Here is a 19585-nt window from a genome sequence, read left to right as displayed (position 1 = left end):
GCTTAGGTGATTGATTTGGCTAGAGCTTCCTTCAGATTCCGCATTGGCTCTCTATAACCGTGGTTCCCTGTTGGGTAGCTATGGAGAGTTTCTTTGGACACCCTTGCTTTCGCCTACTTCTTCCCTTCTCACAGGGCAAAGGCTGGACTTTCACCAACTAGCTGACTATCATGCCAGTCACACTACAGCTATTGCCAAGGGCTACGGCCATTGCCTGCTAGCTGTGCCTTGTCTTTCGCACTCAGATTTTCCACAAAATCCCTGCTCAACTGAGGTTTCTAGGATAAAAGGACTTCGGGAATGACGAAGTTTTTAACATACTGATGTTTCAAATTTTATTCTGCTGCCGCTGATAGCTGTACGTAATCAGGTAACTTTTTACACTCCTTAATACCCCATGTAATGACAGCCTCAACTCAAAAGACAGACCGTCAATTCAACCACTTTAGCTCTACCAAATATATTATTGGCAGCCTGGTTTTAGGTATATTATTTGGTTTATTGATTGGTGAACCGGCTGGAAAGTTGCAACTTCTAGGTACTATATATATCGGGCTGCTACAAATGACAGTACTGCCTTATATTATGTTCGCCCTGATTGCTAATATAGGTCGGCTCAACTACTTTGAAGCAAAACTACTGACGCGTCAGGGTTTTTTAGTCCTATTAAGCTTATGGCTAATCGGTATATTTAGTGTCTGGGCAATGGGAATGGCCCTACCTAGAACCGATAATGGTGCTTTTTTCAGCTCGCTTTTAATCGACAGCCCTGCAAAAATTAATTTTCTCCAACTATTTATCCCCGCTAATATTTTCCAGTCCCTGACTGATAATGCGGTGCCTGCCGTTGTGTTATTCAGCATGATGTTTGGCACGGCCTGCATAGGCTACAAAGAACAAAAACCCTTGCTGGAATATTGCGATCATGTGACTAAAATTTTGCTGCGCGTAAACAGTTTTGTAGTGATGCTAACTCCGATCGGTATTTTTGGCATCGCAGCAAGCTCAGCCGGGACATTAACCTTAGATCAATTTGGCCGGGTTCAGGCCTATGTGTTGATGTTAATCGCCAGCGTATTACTAGTAACAGTGGCTGTTATGCCCTTATTCATTAGTAGTTGCACTCCTTTTAGTTATCGACAAATTTTTCGTGAATCAAGAAATGCATTAATCACTGTGTTTGTCGTGGGCAGTGTTTTTGTCGTTATTCCTTTATTGATTACCGGAGTGAATCGCCTGTTTCACCAGCATGTCACCACAAAATCTCAACATGCACGCATCCCTGATCTAGTACTACCCCTGGCCTATCCATTTCCTGATATGGGTAAACTGCTCAGCCTTGTTTTTGTTGCTTTTGCCGCCTGGTTTTATGACAAACCTCTGGAATTCCTTGACTACCCAGAGATGCTGCTCGTCGGTTTATTTTTAAATTTCGGCAAACTGATTACCAGCATTCCTTTTTTACTAGATCTGTACCATATTCCCGACGATATATTTAATCTGTTTATCACCGTCGGCGTTATCTGTGGGCGTGCCGCCGATGTTGCAGGGGCAATGCATCTTATGACTTTCACCATATTAACCACTGCGTTAATGACCGGCTCATTTAAAATAAAATGGCCTACATTAATACGCAACGGACTCATCAGTTTCTTGTTGTACCTTTGTGTCGGATTGGCTATCCGCACTTTTCTGCATCAGCAACATAGCGCAGTACCCGCCCAACCGCAGATATTACAAATGCAGTTGTTAAATCAACGCATACCTCATACTGTTTCCAGCCTTTCCTTTTCCAACGCCTATACTCTCAAGCCTGGTCAACACATAATAAATAGAATCAGGCAGAATAAGGTTATCAGAATTGGCATCCACGAAGAAAATTTACCCTTTTCTTTTTACAATACCTCAGGGCAATTAGTTGGTTTTGACATAGATCTAATGATGTCTCTTGCAGAAGATTTACAGGTAGCCATTGAGTTTATACCTTATGAAAGTGGATATCTGCTACAACAACTAGAAGAAGATCATTTTGATATCGCTGTTTCGGGTATTACTCCGAATCCAGGATTGCTCGCTTCGACCCGAATTTTGTACAGCACCAGCTACCTGGATACGCACCTGGCTTTAGTTGTTCCCGATTATAAGCAAAAACAATTCAGCGATTTTCAGCAGATTAACCAGTTAAAAAACGTACGGGCTGCGGTGCGCAAAGATAGTAATTTTGCAGATCGAATTAACAGTTTGTTACCTGGTGTTAAGGTAACAGAAATGGATTCTGTCGCTGATTTTTTCAATAATCCAGAGTTCCATGATGAAATTTTATTTACCACCGCGGAAGGTGGATCTGCCTGGACCTTAATAAACCCTGAATACGATGTAGTCACACCTTTTTCAGAGCATCAAGGTGCTCCTCTGGTCATTGCCATTGGCGGAGAGGATTTAATGCTGGAACATTTCATTAGCACCTGGATTAAATTAAAACAATCAGATGGCACCATTGATACACTATTCAAGTATTGGATTCAGGGTAAAATCCCTACCCATAAAGAACCGCGCTGGAGCATTCTAAATTATCTGTCCGCACAAGATAATTAGGTTGTATTTAGGAATCAACAATAATTATACCCGAAACTCTGTCTAGCCCGTATTGAGCATGCAGAATACGGGAAAGTGGCTGCACTGCTATTCCTGTATTACGCATGCTTCATACAGACTACATTCTGATAATTTTAAAACTATTCAGTCTCTGATGGCGCTTCATTGGTCACACCATGCGGAACATGTGCGGTGGATATATGTTGGGCTGCATCTTCACAATGGCCTTTTTGATCATCGAAAAATATATCGGCACCAAAGGCTTTTAGAAATTCTTGTTTAGGCATCCCTCCGAGAAACAATGCCTCATCAATGCGTATTCCCCACTTACGTAGAGTACGCACGACTCTTTCATGCGCGGGTGCTGAGCGTGCGGTCACCAATGCCGTGCGGATGGGTGAATCATTTTCTCCAAATTGCGACTGAATACTCTGCAAGGCCTCCAGAAAACCTTTGAATGGCCCACCAGATAAGGGGATTTTTGCTGCATTTTTTTCATTCTCGGTAAAAGCAGCTAAGCCATGTTGTTGATAGATACGCTCTGATTGATCAGAAAACAATACCGCATCTCCATCAAATGCAATGCGTAATTGCTCGCTGGCAGATTTACGCTGTGCTCCGGATAATATCGTTGCAGCTGCATACCCTGCTTCTAGTGCATTGGCAACATCTTTGGCATTAGCGGATAAAAATAAATGCGCACCAAATGCTGGAATATAACCATAGGGTGTCATGCCACTGGTAAAAGCAGCGCGGGTAATATTCAGCTTGTAATGATCAATAGAATTAAAAATTCGCAACCCGGTATCTGCGCTATTTTGTGAAAGCAATATCACTTCTACTAGTGCTTTACTACTCGCTACCAGGGTATTAATTGCCAGTAATTTTCTGACTAATTCATATCCAAACCCCGGTTCTAAACTATCTTCCTCATGCTCTATCTGATAAGCGCAATAAGCTTCTTTACCCTCTGTTTCAAAGATGTGGTGCGACTCGTCCAGATTAAACAACGCTCTAGATGAAACTGCTATCACTAATTTTCCTTTATATTCCATTACACTCCTCCCGGCTGTATACCTACAATATCTATATTTGATGAATGCACATGTATATCGCGCTGTGGAAATGGAATCTCTATTCCGTGCTTGCGTAGTGCCTCAAGTAAGCGCATATGAATATCATGAGTTACTATCATTCGATGCGCTAATTCATTCACATAAACTCTAATTGAAAAATCCAGCGAACTATCGCCAAAACCAAGAAAGTAAACACAGGGTTTAGGGTCTTTAAGCACTAAAGGTGTTGCACACACTGTTTCTGTGATCACCTTATGTGCCAAGGCAATATCTGCTGCATAAGAAATTCCGAGGGGAATGACTATGCGCGTTAACGGATCAGTTAATGTCCAGTTCACTAATTGATTAGTAATAAAAGATTTATTCGGAACTATCAACTCCTTTTGATCCCAGTCCATAATTGTCGTGGCGCGCATTTGTATGCGCGTTACTCGCCCGGTAATATTGTCCACGGTGACGGTATCTCCCACCCGAATCGGACGTTCAAATAACAGAATAATACCCGAAACCATGTTCGCAAATATTTCCTGCAAGCCAAACCCCAGTCCTACGGTTAAAGCAGCGACCAGCCATTGAACTTTCCCCCAGCTGCCACCTAATTCATTCGCGACTAAAATAAAGCCCAAGGTAATCAATGCATATTTTGCTAACTGGTTAAATGCATAGCGGCTACCCGATTCTATATCCAATTTCCTGAAAACAAACATTTCCATCACTCCAGGAAAGTTTATTACGGCAATGACAATCAAAAAGATATATAGGCTGGCAATAAATAAGTTAGTTAAGGTCACGGCCTGTAGTACTTCCTGGCTATTGACTACGACCATATGCTGCCATAGAACAATATTATCGATAAATGCAAAAGCAGGCAGCATGTTTTTCCAGATTAACCAAAGGCCCACTAATAGCAAAGTACTGATCAGTACATTGACCATTTTTTCGGTTTGCTCATTAATTTTTGGAATATCGAGTAACTCTTCGTCAACGACATCTATTGTTCCAATGTTTTCTGAATCTGGTGCTTGAACATGCAGCTCTTCTGATTTACTCAAGGTGCGTGCATTTTTTAAGGCTAACTCCCGCTTTGTTAGACCTAGCCAGCGGATAATGATGCTGTACAAAATAATAATTCCAAATATCACTCGCAGGGAAATAATCGCTTTCTGCTGTATTTCCAGTGCGCTGATATAGTAGCCCGTGACCGCAAAACCAAAGATGATCAAGGGAATACTAATGAAACCGATTAACCAGAAATAGCGTATATTCGCCCACCATAAATTATTAATTTTAGTAAAATAATCGTTTAATATTCCTGTTCCGGGCCTTAATAAACGCAGTGCAATAATAAAGAACACCATAGTAAAGACTATTAATCCTAAGCGCCCGAGGCTATCACTATGCTCAGCTGCATTAGTAGCTGAAGTCATATAAATTATAAAGATGCAGGGAATTAAGACATATTGTATCCATAACAGCTGTTGCCTTACCTGACATACCGTCTTTTTTTGCCACCTGAAATGTAGTTCTGCAATCCCTTGATCTTCAAGAAAGCGGTTAAAGAAGCGTAAAATTATCAGGGCTATCGCCGCATGATGCAGGCCTACGCCTATTGCGCGACTGAAATCCTCATGAAAAGGCAGCAAACTTAATAGCCAACTTAAATAAAATAAAATTAATGGCACCGGTAATACTGACAATAAATTAAATACTATTGTTTGAAATGTGTATGAAATTTTATCTGTATAAGGCTTACCTATATTCTCTCTGATATTACAAACGACTTTGTTTAGGTGAAAGCTTAAATATAATAATAAGCACCAGGAAATAACGGCCATAGCGGTGATCCATAAATGACTCTGAATAGTTTTTAATAACTGCTGCGAAAATTGTGCCCAGCGAGTTGGAGAGCTGAACCAGCGCAAAGAGAGATAAATCTCTTTTGGGAAATTAAAGTTAATAGGTAGCGAGCTGGGTACCCACAATAAACGTTCATCCAGATATTCTGCATATTGTTCAATCAGAGTAAGCAATTGTTCATTAGCAAATTTATAATCGCCTAGCACCCGCAAATCCTTTAGGTAGGTATTACTTAGTTCGCTTAATACATCTTTCTGGTTATTAAGTAATTCTTGTAACTCCTGACGAATTGTAATTATTCAGACCCCTTAACAATTGGTAGCTTAGGAACCGCAACACCTACCCGCTGATTGTGAATAACGGCCGCTAAATATATCCATGGGGATTGCTGCCTTTTTCTACAGGTTTCGATGACACTAATCAAAATAGCAAACACACATGAACCTTCTTCAGTTCGTGTTCCATAGCTGATTCGCCTTAATATAACCCAGTGCCGTAAGGCACGTTCTGCTTCGTTATTGGTTAAGGGTAAATGAGGGAATTCGAGTACCCGAAAGATAGCCTCCCAATCATTGAGCATTTCTGTTGCTAGCGCATGGGTCTTTGTGTGTGTTGATGCTTTCATTTGTTCACACAGTTGCCGATAGGCTATCAATTGCGTTTGGTAAATTTCCGTCAGTGGCGAGTTTGGAGGGTGGTGCCGTGCTTCACGAATTGCTGTCATAAGCATGTTCATTAATTTGAGTGTTTGTTCTCCAAATAGCTGAGAGTCTTTATTTAAGCCCTCTTTTAAGCCTTTTGCCTTACGAATCAGGTGAGCCCAGCAACGAGCTCGATTAAGGTATTTTCGATAAACCTGGTAACCATCACTCATTAGCCAGCCGCAATATGCTTGACCCAGGATGTTTTCAATCAGTTCTGATGACCGAGTTGAAATCCAGTAGGCTGTGACGGTATCTGTACTAAAAACCCATAGCCATAAAAAAGTGGTGAGTTCCATCCAGGAAGTTTCATCAACATGAAGTAGATTACTTTCTACGACTTCCTTTACTAATTCAGCTTCTATAGGCATTGCTGCTGCGCCGCTTTCATGTAATGTATTGTTAATCGTGCCAACACTAATCTGTAACCCTAGCCAATCACATAAAAACTCTTGGACACGTTCTCGTGAAAGCCGCATGCGATAAGTAAGGCATATAATTAATGCTGCAAGCCCCGGACCTACCAATCTCCATTGGCTACAGTTTATATCCTGCAAGGTGCCATCGGAATTGGAACGATGCGGTTCTTTTATTGTAATATGTCCACAGTGACAGGTGACTTCATAATAGCTATGCTTGGTATTCGTTAGCCTCAGGCCTGGATTTTTCTCATCAGACCATACGATATCAATGGTTTCAAAAGCCGTGTATGCTTTTTTGAAATGGTCATTTAATGGTTGATGGCAGCATTCACATATTTCAGGAAAATGTTCCTGATAGTCTGTGATCACTATTTTTTGTTGTCGCCCAAAACCCTTGGCTCCAAGTTGCTTCCCTGGTTTTCGTTGTTCTTCTGTTTCATTTTTCGGGGACTGTCTGGATGTTTTATTGGGCTTTTCAGTAGGAGATGACTCTTTTTTATCTGAAGTCGCTTCTTGTTCCTCTTCGGAATCATTACTGGAATCTTTTTGAGTGTCCCTTTCCCATGGTGCTTCACTGCTTGGAGGCCGAGAACTATTATGGGAATTCTGGCTTAACCGTTCACGAGCTTCCTTTAAATCTGTAAGCAATCTTATTGAAAGACGACGTAACTCTTCTTCTGATAAATTTAGAAGCTCTTCTTCGTCAAGTTGGCTTAGATCCTGATTACTTAATTGCATGGCCTACATAATACTTCTTGGTATCATAAAGTTACAAGCCTTTTTTAAATTAGTTGTCAAGTTTGTCGGTAGGGGTCTGAATATTTACGACGAATTTGCTGGATGTCCTCAGCTGACAGCTGTGTTTCTTCAGCACTCATTTGCACTTGTTCTACTTGTCTGCCTAACTCATCCTGAATATTATTCAGTTGCTTTTGGCGCAGTTCAATCTTGTACAGTGCCAGACTGATTAAGCCGGTTTCATCTGCAATGTCGACTTGTCTCTGATACTGTTGTTTATTAGTTTCAAGATTATTTCTTTGCTCTCGTAATACCCGCCCTAAAAGAGGATTTAAACCTGCGAGTTGTATTTTTTTATCAGCATTTTTAAAATCTTCTTCTACTGCTTTCTTATAAGCCTCTATTTTATCGGTTGCATGATCGTACTGATTAATAGCTCGAACAATAGATTGTAAGTCACGGCTCCATTGAATATTATCCTGAATAATATTTTGGATAGTGGCATGCTTTTTAACACTTTCTCTTTCAGCTTTTAATAACTCATCTTCCAGACTTTGAGCTTTTTCTAACTGTAATTTCTCAAATAAAGCTTCTTGCTGCTCAAGAATGCTCTGCATATATTTTTTTTGCCCCCCTATTTCTTCGAGGCTACGCTTGTTTAACTGAACTTTTAAGGGGTTACTCGCAGATTCTAATTCCAGTTTTTTAAACTCTGCAGTAAGCGCATTAATTAAGGTATGTAAATAAATTTGCTGAGCCTGATATTCATACTTATTTTCTGTCGGCAGGCGCGCAATATTACTATCTGATTTAGCCTGTTTTAAACGCTGTTTTGCGGCGAGCGTTTCTTCACGCATCTGCTGAGGGCGAAGAGTCAATTTATTAAGCTCAGATTCCAGTTTGCTAATCTTATTGTTCAGCGCTCTTAACTCTCCTTTGGTATTTAGGATTAATATGTTTAATTCTTCTATTGAATAATCTTGCTGCGGATTAAATAAAGCTTTATTTTCCTTATTTATTATATTTTGAATTTCAGTTTTTAATTTATCGGGTGCGGTTTCTAAAAACCCCTGATAAGAACTAGAAAGATAGCTAAACCATTGTTGGTCAGCGATATTTTCATCCGCTAATTGATACCAGTTCATTTCTCTTGCCTTGCTATCAAGGTCTACACCTGGTTTAGTTGCAAGCTGTTCCATTTTACTTTGCAATCCATCGCGCGAAATTTCAAAAGATACGGCTTCTCCTGCAATAATTTCAGCACTAACATTGATACTATGGCTAAACAAACTGACTGCTAATGCAATGGCGATTATAAAATGTTGGATATACAAGGTAATCCTCCTGTTAGTGTTGCACCAGTATAAAAAATTCCCGATCTGCTAAAACACACGTCTGAATAAGACACTACGCAAGTGTTACCACCTGAAGTATAATAATCCTAGAAACCGCAGTTGAGCAGGGATTTTGTGGGAAATCTGAGTGCGAAAGACAAGGCACCGCTAGCAAGCAATGGCCGTAGCCCTTGGCAATAGCTGTAACGCAGTATTTCGCGCTCAGATTTATTCACAAAACCGTGGAGCGGAGTCTGTTCACCCTGCAGGTGATAAGTTATTACGGTCATTATGTTTTACATTCAAATGCTTAGAGTGTTTTTTAGCGTTCAACTGCGGTTTTTAGGATAATAGGTCAATAAATGAATAATATACCTTAATGATAGCCCATAATAGTTGTAATTCTCAGTATCGAGTTTTAAACCATGTCTAAGCAGCAAAACTACGATGTGCTTATTATTGGTAGTGGCGGCGCAGGCTTGAGTCTGGCACTTAAACTAGCCGATCACTATCAGATCGCCGTTTTATCAAAATTTGCCATGACCGAGGGGAGTACATTCTATGCCCAAGGCGGTATCTCTGCTGTGCTGGACTCCCAGGAAACATCAATAGAATCACATATTCAAGATACTATCCTATCGGGCGCAGGCTTATGCGATCCCGAAATAGTCAGAATGACGGTTGAATACGGGAAAAAAAGTATCGATTTTCTGCATCAACAAGGTATGGAATTTACCGAACGGCAGAATAAAAAGGGTGAAGCTGAATTACACCTTAATCAGGAAGGAGGACACTCTGAACGCCGCATCGTACATCATGCTGATGCAACCGGAAAAGCCTTATCACTTTCCCTGATAGAAAAAGCCCAACAACATCCTAATATCACCTTATTAGAGCACCACAATGCAATTGACTTAATTACTGCGAACAAACTTGGCATTAAACAACAACGGGTATTAGGTGCCTATGTTTTAGACACTCAAACTAAACAGATTAAAACCATTACTGCGAACATCGTTGCTATAGCAACCGGTGGTGCGAATAAAGTTTATCTATACACTACCAACCCGCAAATATCCACCGGCGATGGTATTGCCCTGGCCTGGCGCGCTGGCTGCCGCATTGCCAATATGGAATTTATGCAGTTCCACCCCACTTGCTTATATCATCCAGACGGACATTCATTTTTAATCAGCGAAGCAGTACGTGGTGAAGGCGGCAAACTGATACTGCCTGATGGCTATGCCTTTATGCATCGCTATGACCCGCGTGCCGAATTAGCGCCCCGCGATGTCGTAGCACGGGCCATTGATCATGAAATTAAAAAACGTGGTATAGATTGTGTGTATCTGGATATTAGCCATAAACCAGCTGACTTTATTAAGCAGCATTTCCCCTCAATTTATCGTCAATGTCTAGAGTTGAATATAGACATCACTAAAGTGCCTATTCCCGTGGTTCCAGCCGCTCATTACACTTGCGGGGGCGTAATGACTGATGAATTTGCACGCACGGATATTCCCGGACTCTATGCTCTAGGAGAAGTAGCGCACACTGGTTTGCATGGCGCCAACCGTATGGCAAGCAACTCTTTGCTGGAATGTCTTGTGTTTGCCGAGCGCGCTAAAGAAGATATACTCCAGCAAGACCTTGCTCAAACACTGCCTGAGGTCCCTGAGTGGGATGAATCCAAAGTGATTGAATCAGAAGAAGATGTAATGATTGCTCAAAACTGGGATGAGCTACGCCGGTTTATGTGGAATTATGTGGGCATAGTCCGCACGACACAGCGTTTGGAAAGGGCTGCACGTCGTCTGGAAATTTTAAAAACTGAAATAGCCGAGTACTATCATCACTATCGTATTAATAGCGACTTACTGGAATTACGTAACCTGGTAATCGTGGCTGACTTGATTATCCAGAGTGCTTTAACACGTAAGGAAAGTCGTGGTTTACACTACACTCTTGATTATCCGGAACTGGACAAATCACAAGATGCAAAAAATACTATTCTTATCCGCAAAAAAAAGCCTAAGTAACATAGCAAGCCCCTTTGAACCAAGAAAAATCAGTTGCTCACGTTTTCTAGCACAAGCTCTTGATTCCACCACACTTCCAAAAAATGTCCGCTTAACCTTTCGGTGAAGCGGACATTTTTGAAAGTATTATATTAATTCAATATCTTGCACTATAAATTTGCGCTCAACTGATTTTTCTAGGTTGAAAGTGTGTTGATATCTGAAGTAATTGTTCAGATTTAATATGATACCTAAATCCTGCAAGCCCATATTTTGACTCTCATTAACCTGTCTAGCTAAGTGGTTATTAGGTTTTTACTGCCGCTTTGCCAGCCCTCTTTGTCCAACCGATCAAAATATCCAGATTTAAATCATAAATAGAGGAAATTTTTTGTATCGTATGGATATCCCCCGAGCCCAAGGCAATAAACACCCTGCCAACGTGCCATGACCTTTTAATCAAAGTGACTTAACTTCGGTTAATGTTAAGCGAGTAACCCCACCTTAACCCAATCATCCCATTCCTGTGGATAGAGCGGATCTGCAGGTGTTCTGACTCTCAGCTGATTATTGCCTGTGAGTAATTTTCCAGCCACCCGAATCAGATAAGTACGAAGTGTATCCGGCTCCCATTGGCACAACGTTTTGTTGCCACTCAATTGAGCCATCCAGCGCACGGTATTGTAGGCAAGAACGGCGCAATGAAATAATGCGGCATTAGCCAGAAATTGATTCGTTCTGATTTTACCTAAACCCATTTGTGATTTTGCTTCTTCAATCCATGTTTCGCACGTCGCTCGTTCACCATACTTCTTATGTGTTTGCCAAGGCGATAGAGGTTCAGTTGTTACATAACAAAAATAGTCATATTCTGCCGTATCCCAAAGCTCGGACTGAGGTCCTGTCACTTGTTTAGGTTGCTTTATCCTGACCGCGACAAACTGACGAGAGCGAGACCAGCCACCACAACGATATTGAAACTCGCTCTGCTCCCAACCGGGTCGGCCTTGTATGGCTGTCCAGGCCTGTTTGGCCAGCAATGCGTTCAAATTCTTAAGTTTAACCTTTATTAGATACCCATGCCCTCTGGTATCGAGAAATTCAAGCAAATCACCGACAAAATAACCACTGTCACCGCGAAAAATAATGCGCATCCGATTGGGCAAGTGTGCAAGTAACTGTTTGGTAAATTCTACAACACCATTGCTTGTAAAGGCATTGCCTGTCCGGAACCAGGCTTGTAAAATTTCTTTTGTTTCCGCTAGAAAAGCGAGTTGTGGATGGTATGAACGGGCACCTTTCTTTTTGGGGTTGAAGCCTTTGGCACTTCCTTCTTGTCGACCACAAACGGTGTCCACAGTTGAATCGACATCGACCCACTGGACGGATTGTATGCCAGTTTTCGATTTTCCGGAACGAAGCAATCGCCGCCAGTGTTGACCACGCAAAGTATGCGTGAGCGTTTCAAACTGGCTTATCTGCCTATCACTTACTTCTTTAAAGATCCGTAAAATTGTGGTTTCAACAGGAATCTTTATCCAGCCAGCTACTTTGCGCAGTACGCTATCTGCCCATACGGTCGTCACCTTTGCCATTGATGTTGCTCCCCCCATCATGCCAACCAACGTCAATAGAACCACATCAGATAAGTGATGGTCTGCATTTTCACCCCGCCGATGTGGAACGCTTTGTTTTACGGTTTTTTCAAAACCTATCCTGTCTAAATATTTCACGACGGGAATCAGTCCCGCCTGGCTTGTCAATCCATGTGCTGTAGATGTCATTTTTACCGTTCGGGTACGGTTTCTTACGTGAGATGAGGATTTTGATACTTTAGAGGGCTTCATTAAAACAATGAGATAGTGAAATCAGGAAAATGATATTATATCATTGTTTAATAAGGAGTTTTGTGGGTTATTATGTATAATGCTTGCAGGATTTAGGTGATACCTAAATCCTGCAAGCCCATATTTTGACTCTCATTAACCTGTCTAGCTAAGTGGTTATTAGGTTTTTACTGCCGCTTTGCCAGCCCTCTTTGTCCAACCGATCAAAATATCCAGATTTAAATCATAAATAGAGGAAATTTTTTGTATCGTATGGATATCCCCCGAGCCCAAGGCAATAAACACCCTGCCAACGTGCCATGACCTTTTAATCAAAGTGACTTAACTTCGGTTAATGTTAAGCGAGTAACCCCACCTTAACCCAATCATCCCATTCCTGTGGATAGAGCGGATCTGCAGGTGTTCTGACTCTCAGCTGATTATTGCCTGTGAGTAATTTTCCAGCCACCCGAATCAGATAAGTACGAAGTGTATCCGGCTCCCATTGGCACAACGTTTTGTTGCCACTCAATTGAGCCATCCAGCGCACGGTATTGTAGGCAAGAACGGCGCAATGAAATAATGCGGCATTAGCCAGAAATTGATTCGTTCTGATTTTACCTAAACCCATTTGTGATTTTGCTTCTTCAATCCATGTTTCGCACGTCGCTCGTTCACCATACTTCTTATGTGTTTGCCAAGGCGATAGAGGTTCAGTTGTTACATAACAAAAATAGTCATATTCTGCCGTATCCCAAAGCTCGGACTGAGGTCCTGTCACTTGTTTAGGTTGCTTTATCCTGACCGCGACAAACTGACGAGAGCGAGACCAGCCACCACAACGATATTGAAACTCGCTCTGCTCCCAACCGGGTCGGCCTTGTATGGCTGTCCAGGCCTGTTTGGCCAGCAATGCGTTCAAATTCTTAAGTTTAACCTTTATTAGATACCCATGCCCTCTGGTATCGAGAAATTCAAGCAAATCACCGACAAAATAACCACTGTCACCGCGAAAAATAATGCGCATCCGATTGGGCAAGTGTGCAAGTAACTGTTTGGTAAATTCTACAACACCATTGCTTGTAAAGGCATTGCCTGTCCGGAACCAGGCTTGTAAAATTTCTTTTGTTTCCGCTAGAAAAGCGAGTTGTGGATGGTATGAACGGGCACCTTTCTTTTTGGGGTTGAAGCCTTTGGCACTTCCTTCTTGTCGACCACAAACGGTGTCCACAGTTGAATCGACATCGACCCACTGGACGGATTGTATGCCAGTTTTCGATTTTCCGGAACGAAGCAATCGCCGCCAGTGTTGACCACGCAAAGTATGCGTGAGCGTTTCAAACTGGCTTATCTGCCTATCACTTACTTCTTTAAAGATCCGTAAAATTGTGGTTTCAACAGGAATCTTTATCCAGCCAGCTACTTTGCGCAGTACGCTATCTGCCCATACGGTCGTCACCTTTGCCATTGATGTTGCTCCCCCCATCATGCCAACCAACGTCAATAGAACCACATCAGATAAGTGATGGTCTGCATTTTCACCCCGCCGATGTGGAACGCTTTGTTTTACGGTTTTTTCAAAACCTATCCTGTCTAAATATTTCACGACGGGAATCAGTCCCGCCTGGCTTGTCAATCCATGTGCTGTAGATGTCATTTTTACCGTTCGGGTACGGTTTCTTACGTGAGATGAGGATTTTGATACTTTAGAGGGCTTCATTAAAACAATGAGATAGTGAAATCAGGAAAATGATATTATATCATTGTTTAATAAGGAGTTTTGTGGATTATTATGTATAATGCTTGCAGGATTTAGGTGATACATTTTGTTGTTATGCATCATTAAATCCTTTCTTTGTACAAGCACTGCAATTAGACCCTTTTACCCTGGAGCAAGAGGATTTAAATCATGCTGAGCCATGAAATATCATCCTATTTAAAACTCCGAAACTTAAGTTGTAATCTTTGATCCTTTGCTTTTTTTGTGCCTTTTGGAAGGTTATTCAAGTAAAACGTTAGTTTTTTGACCCATTTGGGTCATGTAATTAATTTACTACTAGAGTAACCTAATATTGGGAGGCTACCTTTAGTTTATATTCTTTTCTGATTACCCATAACCCTCAGCTATACTTCGTCATTCCTGCATGCTTTAAGCAGGAATCTAGTCGGATAAGCATAGATTCCCGATAAAAGACTTCGGGAATGACGAAGCTTTTAACATGCTGATGTTTCATGCTTTATTCTACTATGGCTGAAAGTTGTACGTAATCAGGTATTCTTTTGTTCTGAAAGTAAGAATCAAAACAATTCAATAAAATTTTTTAGCTTGTGCCATCACTTATTCTATCGAGTAATATTAAATAGAGACAAAAAAACCAACATTTACGCCGTTCGTAATTAGCAATGCGAGATAACCTGAAATAATAGATATCTAGGTATTATGATGACTGAAAATAGCACTTCGGAACCTAAACAAAATACTGTTTTGAAATCCTGGGGATTGGTAATAGTAGTATTAACGCTCGTTCCTCTGGCTTATGGTTTTTTCTATTTTCAGGATCGATCCTCCTACTTGACAAATCATTACTTTCGTTCGCTGAGTGGTATTGAAAAGCAAATAAATCAAGGGCTGAAAGGCATGGATTTTCTTCTGGATTTTGCTGTAGTGGAAGATAACTTAAATCTAGATCAGGCATTTAAAGACGAGTTTTGCGGAGAAGATAAAGATAAACCTAATTACTGTCAGGAATATAAAACATACCTTAAAAAATATTCTTCTTCATTTCATAATATAAAATTTGACCAGAAAAATAAGTCCTGTATCGCTTCTTCAGCCAAGGATACTGAAAGAGTAAAAAATAAGGAAAAAGATATCACATGTTTTTCAATCACGGGTAGTTTTGATAACAAAAAAATTACCGTTTTTGATGAGAAAATAATTCTAGAAAAGGAAATCGAGAAAAGACTAACTTCAAAGAAGAGGAAAAAAGAAACAGATGCTACTTTTATAGAATATGGGGAGGAAAAAAAGAAAAAGGAAATAAAAACAAATATAAAAACAGATACAGATAAAAAGAAAACGGAAACAACTCAAGAATTGGAAAATTTCATAGATGAGCATGATTTGTTGTCTTCAGCGAAAACAGCCTATACGTCAGAACAAGAAAAATCCGCCCAAATACTAAAAGATAGCTTTTCAATTAAGCAAAGAAAAATATTACAAGACAAGGTAACAAAAAAGTTAGTCAATCAGGAAATACAAGACCTAATTTCAAAAAAAGCAGAGGATTTGAAACCCCCTGTAAGGCTTCAAAGAAAAAACGAGACACAACCAGCGCAGCCGATCACCGCGCCTAGCAGACAATTTAGTACAAAAGAAATAAAGCAGTTGGTGGACGATGAAAGAAAGGTGCTAACTGTTACGGTTCCCATTAAGGACCTAATTGACCCACTGCCTGCTTTACAGTATTTCAACAGAATATTACTGCTTAATCGGGCGGGAAATATAGTTTACCGGTCAGGTTCAGATGATTTATCAAGAACAGCTAATATTTCGGCTTTTGATGATTTTATTCGCTTTGAAAACCTGAGTGAGTACCTGAGTAGCGGTCTCGAAAAGAAACTAGAAATGCAAGGTAAAGAGATTAGTTTTAAAGAAGTGGCGCAAATTACATCGCATTCCAGGGTCAGAAAGGCTACCATTGCAGGCATCTCATACTCGTTATATATCCAACCTTTTCATGCGGTACGCAAACAGAATTTTGACCAGCCTGACACCAATAATAATGCCTCAGAAAAGACTTCCGCCCAAAAATTAAACCCTGATCAATTAGCCTTTATTGTAGGCATTATTCCCACCGAGAAGAATAATAAAGCAATCATGTCTTTACCTCTGGGACGCATCAATATTCTTTTTTTTGCGATACTTTTCATATTATTATTAACTCCTCACTTAAAACTATTTTTTAGTGGACCTCGGTTTATGCCTAACCGTGCTTTTGTGGTCTGGCTGGCAGTTTCGTTTCCTTTAATGACTATGGTGCTAATACTCGGTGCTTTATCTGCCTACGATTACTTTCAATTGAAACAAAGCCTGGATAACACAGCAAAACAAATAGGCAGCAAAATATCGGCTAATTTTAAACAGGAATTCGGACAATTAAATAAAGTATTACGTCCAGAATTTTTCCTACAGCATGGGATTGAGCATGACTTAAAAGCGGATCAGTCGAGCTCAGATAATCTGAATATGCTACCAAAAAATCCGAATCTTCCGATGTATAAATTTAAACAATTGACAGACTTATCGGAAGTCATGTTGGCACAGCCTGCTCTAGAATTTCCTAAAAAGTACCCTATATTTGAATCCGCTTTCTATTTAAATTCGGAAGGCGAACTTACTGGCAAACAACTTTCTTATCGTTCATTTCCAACGATAAGTATAAAGGTTAATCGACGGAAATATTTCAAGCAATCATATTACCACCCAGAAAGACTTTCTATATGGCCGCCAGATAATTTAGAATATTTTAGCGAACGGATTGAAACCTATGATCACGGGATCAAGTTAACAGCTCTGTCCTTTCCGGTATCCACTAAATTTAATGCCTGTGATGATGGATGTGAAGAATCAAAAAACAAGCCACCCAAAGTATTAGCTATCATTAAATTAATGCATAGTTTCTTCCAACCCGTCATGCCAGCAGGTTTTGGCTTTGCTGTTATTAAAGATTCAAGTGGTGAAGTACTCTATCATTCCAACGATCAGCGTAGTCTGTTAGAAAATTTTTATATAGAAACAGATGAAAATCGACGGATTATTGCGGCAGCACAAATGCGCCATGAGCATTTAATCAATGGTAACTATAATGGCCGTACCCATAATTTCTGGATTACACCTCTAGAGAACACCCCTTGGTCTTTAGTGGTCTTTTACGATACCGAATTGATGGAATTAGCAAATATCAAGACCAGCATTTTTTCCGTGGGCTTTTCTTTTATGATGATCATTTGTCTCTTGCTATTGGTAGGTTTTTGCTACTGCACAAAAAAAACTATACTGCTGAAACTAGTAGTCAATCTCCCCAACAGAATAAGCTGGAGAAGTATCAAGAAAAAATATCGTTTATCGTTCAGTAAATTTAGTAAGCTTTACACCTTAATCAATTCATATTGGTTGATATTGATCTTTGGCTTGATAGCTACTATCTGGTTTAGTCATTTCCATGATATGCAGGTTAAAAAAATTGCCAAATATAACCTATTCCATATAGGGTCAAGCCTGCTGGAAAGGCAGGTGGCATTAACAACTGAAATAAACCGGGTGACAAAATTAAACAATAATATACTTGAGAAAACTCGCTACCTAAATATGAATTTATTTCATTTTTCCCATTATACGCAGGCTATTCAAGATGATGGTGCTGGCGCTACTCGCAGCCCTTGGTTTGCTTATTACAGTAAACAACCTAATATTGATTGTAATTACTCTGAAAATGAAGCAATAGAGAGCTTTGAATTTTTAGATGAGGATATGCCCATTATAAGCCGCATGGATAATCGGCATCAATTGCTATCACATAGCAAAGCATCAGATTATAGTTGGTGCTTTGATGAAGCTTCTAACTTAAGTCTTACTGCTGTTTTCAATGACTACACGAATTCTGAATTCCAACTGACCAGCACGGGTGATTATACAAAAATTCAGAATGTAAAAACTCCTCTTTGGTGGAAATTATTTCTACTGATTATTCCCATACTTCTATATAGCCTTGTTAAACTAACCTCTATCCGCTTGCTAGGTCTGAATTATCTTGAGCATGAAGATTTACATAATTTTATTTCAATGTATGCTCCAGGACATGCTGTTCTGAAAGCAAATAAAACTAAAACTTGGGATACAGCTAAGATAAATTTCTTGACGATTGCCCGTGAGGATTCAGAGCATTTTATGGAATTAAGATCGATTTTATTTTATCTGAGTCATAATCATATGATTAATTACACAAATACTATCCCCGTTATGCAACTTCTTGAAAGCGGTATTTTAGAACAGAAACAAGGCATGATTTTCTACCGATACCAAGAACTAAAAAAATGGGCCAGACACCAGCCTTGGGATAAAACCGCTAAGGACTATCAAGTTAAGGACAGCTCAAATCTTTGGTCCATGCTGGCTATGCCATTTTATAGCATCATTATTTTGGCTTTTATATTTCTGGTTATATCGGGTGGGCAGGTTGGAGAACTTATGCTTGCGTTGATTCCTATTATCCTAACCGGAGGAATCCCTTTTATCAGTAGTTTTATAGGAAAAAGGTTTGGTTTAGATTAAAGAAAAATTATATAGCTACAATTTATAGCGTACTAAATAAGTTATTCTTGGAATCATGACTAAGGTACTTGCTATTAATAGTTCATATCGGGATGAAGGATTCACAGATCAAACTGTCGATGCCTTAACGCGAGTTTTAGAATCACGAGGCGCAGAGGTTGAAACTATTCTGCTGCGTGAATACCCTATAGAGTTCTGCCTGAATTGCCGCGAATGTACGCAACAAGCAAGTGAGTTACCAGGAACCTACGCACAGCATGACGGTATGCAAGCCTTGATTGACAAAATTGAGAACAAGCCGATGCTTATATTCTCGCCTCGCCCACCAATTTTGGATCCGTAACAGCTATTTTCAAACACTTTATGGAACGTTTGATTGTTTATGCGTATTGGCCGTGGGTCAACAAATACTCCCTGTTTAGAAAAGCAAACGAGCAAAAGAAAAAAGCTGTGCAGATTTCATCATGCGCAGCTCCAGGTTTTATTGGCCGCTTATTGTATGGAACCCATAAGCAATTAAAAATGACTGCGGATATAATAGGTGCAGTTTCTATAGGAAACTTATTTTCAGGTTCTATTTCCGGAGAAATTCAAACCGATCTTGTAGAAAACATGCAAAATAAAATCAACAACCTAGCTACAAAACTGTTATCTAGTACCTAATAAAGTCAGAATACGAAAATA

At 40.1% G+C, this 19585-nt stretch carries 11 protein-coding genes; 5 read left to right on the top strand and 6 right to left on the bottom strand.

Going from position 1 to position 19585, the window contains the following annotated elements; translation table 11 throughout:
- The first annotated feature begins 402 nt into the window (after positions 1–402).
- Positions 403–2595 (top strand): cation:dicarboxylate symporter family transporter, encoded by a 2193-nt coding sequence (locus tag ACQY3F_RS04525; RefSeq protein ID WP_428353785.1) that lies wholly within the window; start codon positions 403–405, stop codon positions 2593–2595.
- Positions 2596–2735: 140 nt separating this feature from the next.
- Here the strand turns inward: ACQY3F_RS04525 and ACQY3F_RS04520 are convergent, their stop codons facing one another.
- From ACQY3F_RS04520 to ACQY3F_RS04505, 4 genes are all read right to left on the bottom strand, one after another.
- The gene (locus ACQY3F_RS04520) at positions 2736–3650 is read right to left on the bottom strand and encodes a 5'-nucleotidase (RefSeq protein ID WP_428353784.1); all 915 of its coding nucleotides are present in this window, start codon (positions 3648–3650) and stop codon (positions 2736–2738) included.
- Positions 3650–5734 (bottom strand): mechanosensitive ion channel domain-containing protein, encoded by a 2085-nt coding sequence (locus tag ACQY3F_RS04515; RefSeq protein WP_428353783.1) that lies wholly within the window; start codon positions 5732–5734, stop codon positions 3650–3652. Before ACQY3F_RS04515 ends, ACQY3F_RS04520 begins: the two co-directional genes overlap by 1 nt.
- An 89-nt stretch (positions 5735–5823) precedes the next feature.
- Positions 5824–7389, bottom strand: a complete 1566-nt coding sequence (gene tnpC / locus ACQY3F_RS04510) for an IS66 family transposase (RefSeq protein WP_428353782.1) — start codon at positions 7387–7389, stop codon at positions 5824–5826.
- Between the two features lie 56 nt (positions 7390–7445).
- On the bottom strand, positions 7446–8723 hold the full coding sequence (locus ACQY3F_RS04505) for a hypothetical protein (RefSeq protein ID WP_428353781.1): 1278 nt from the start codon (positions 8721–8723) through the stop codon (positions 7446–7448).
- Positions 8724–9148: 425 nt separating this feature from the next.
- Between ACQY3F_RS04505 and nadB the strand changes: the two genes are divergently transcribed.
- Positions 9149–10762 (top strand): L-aspartate oxidase, encoded by a 1614-nt coding sequence (gene nadB / locus ACQY3F_RS04500; protein WP_428353780.1) that lies wholly within the window; start codon positions 9149–9151, stop codon positions 10760–10762.
- 464 nt (positions 10763–11226) lie between these two features.
- Here the strand turns inward: nadB and ACQY3F_RS04495 are convergent, their stop codons facing one another.
- Positions 11227–12588, bottom strand: a complete 1362-nt coding sequence (locus tag ACQY3F_RS04495; RefSeq protein ID WP_428352972.1) for an IS1380 family transposase — start codon at positions 12586–12588, stop codon at positions 11227–11229.
- A gap of 337 nt (positions 12589–12925) precedes the next feature.
- Positions 12926–14287: an IS1380 family transposase gene (locus tag ACQY3F_RS04490; RefSeq protein WP_428352972.1), complete on the bottom strand. Its 1362-nt coding sequence runs from the start codon at positions 14285–14287 to the stop codon at positions 12926–12928.
- 723 nt (positions 14288–15010) lie between these two features.
- Here ACQY3F_RS04490 and ACQY3F_RS04485 point away from each other — a divergent pair.
- From ACQY3F_RS04485 to ACQY3F_RS04475, 3 genes are read left to right on the top strand one after another with little or no spacing between them, the layout of a single operon-like run.
- Positions 15011–18901, top strand: a complete 3891-nt coding sequence (locus tag ACQY3F_RS04485) for a hypothetical protein (RefSeq protein WP_428353779.1) — start codon at positions 15011–15013, stop codon at positions 18899–18901.
- A 55-nt stretch (positions 18902–18956) separates the two neighbouring features.
- Entirely contained in the window at positions 18957–19244 is a 288-nt protein-coding gene (locus ACQY3F_RS04480) for a flavodoxin family protein (protein WP_428353778.1), read from the top strand.
- Positions 19245–19264: 20 nt separating this feature from the next.
- Positions 19265–19564 (top strand): hypothetical protein, encoded by a 300-nt coding sequence (locus tag ACQY3F_RS04475; protein WP_428353777.1) that lies wholly within the window; start codon positions 19265–19267, stop codon positions 19562–19564.
- Positions 19565–19585: the final 21 nt, after the last annotated feature.

The organism is Methyloprofundus sp., assembly GCF_965251085.1.
In the GTDB taxonomy this organism is placed as follows: Bacteria; Pseudomonadota; Gammaproteobacteria; order Methylococcales; family Methylomonadaceae; genus Methyloprofundus.
The sequence above is the reverse complement of the archived record's forward strand: the minus strand, read 5'-3'. Positions and strand labels throughout refer to the sequence as shown.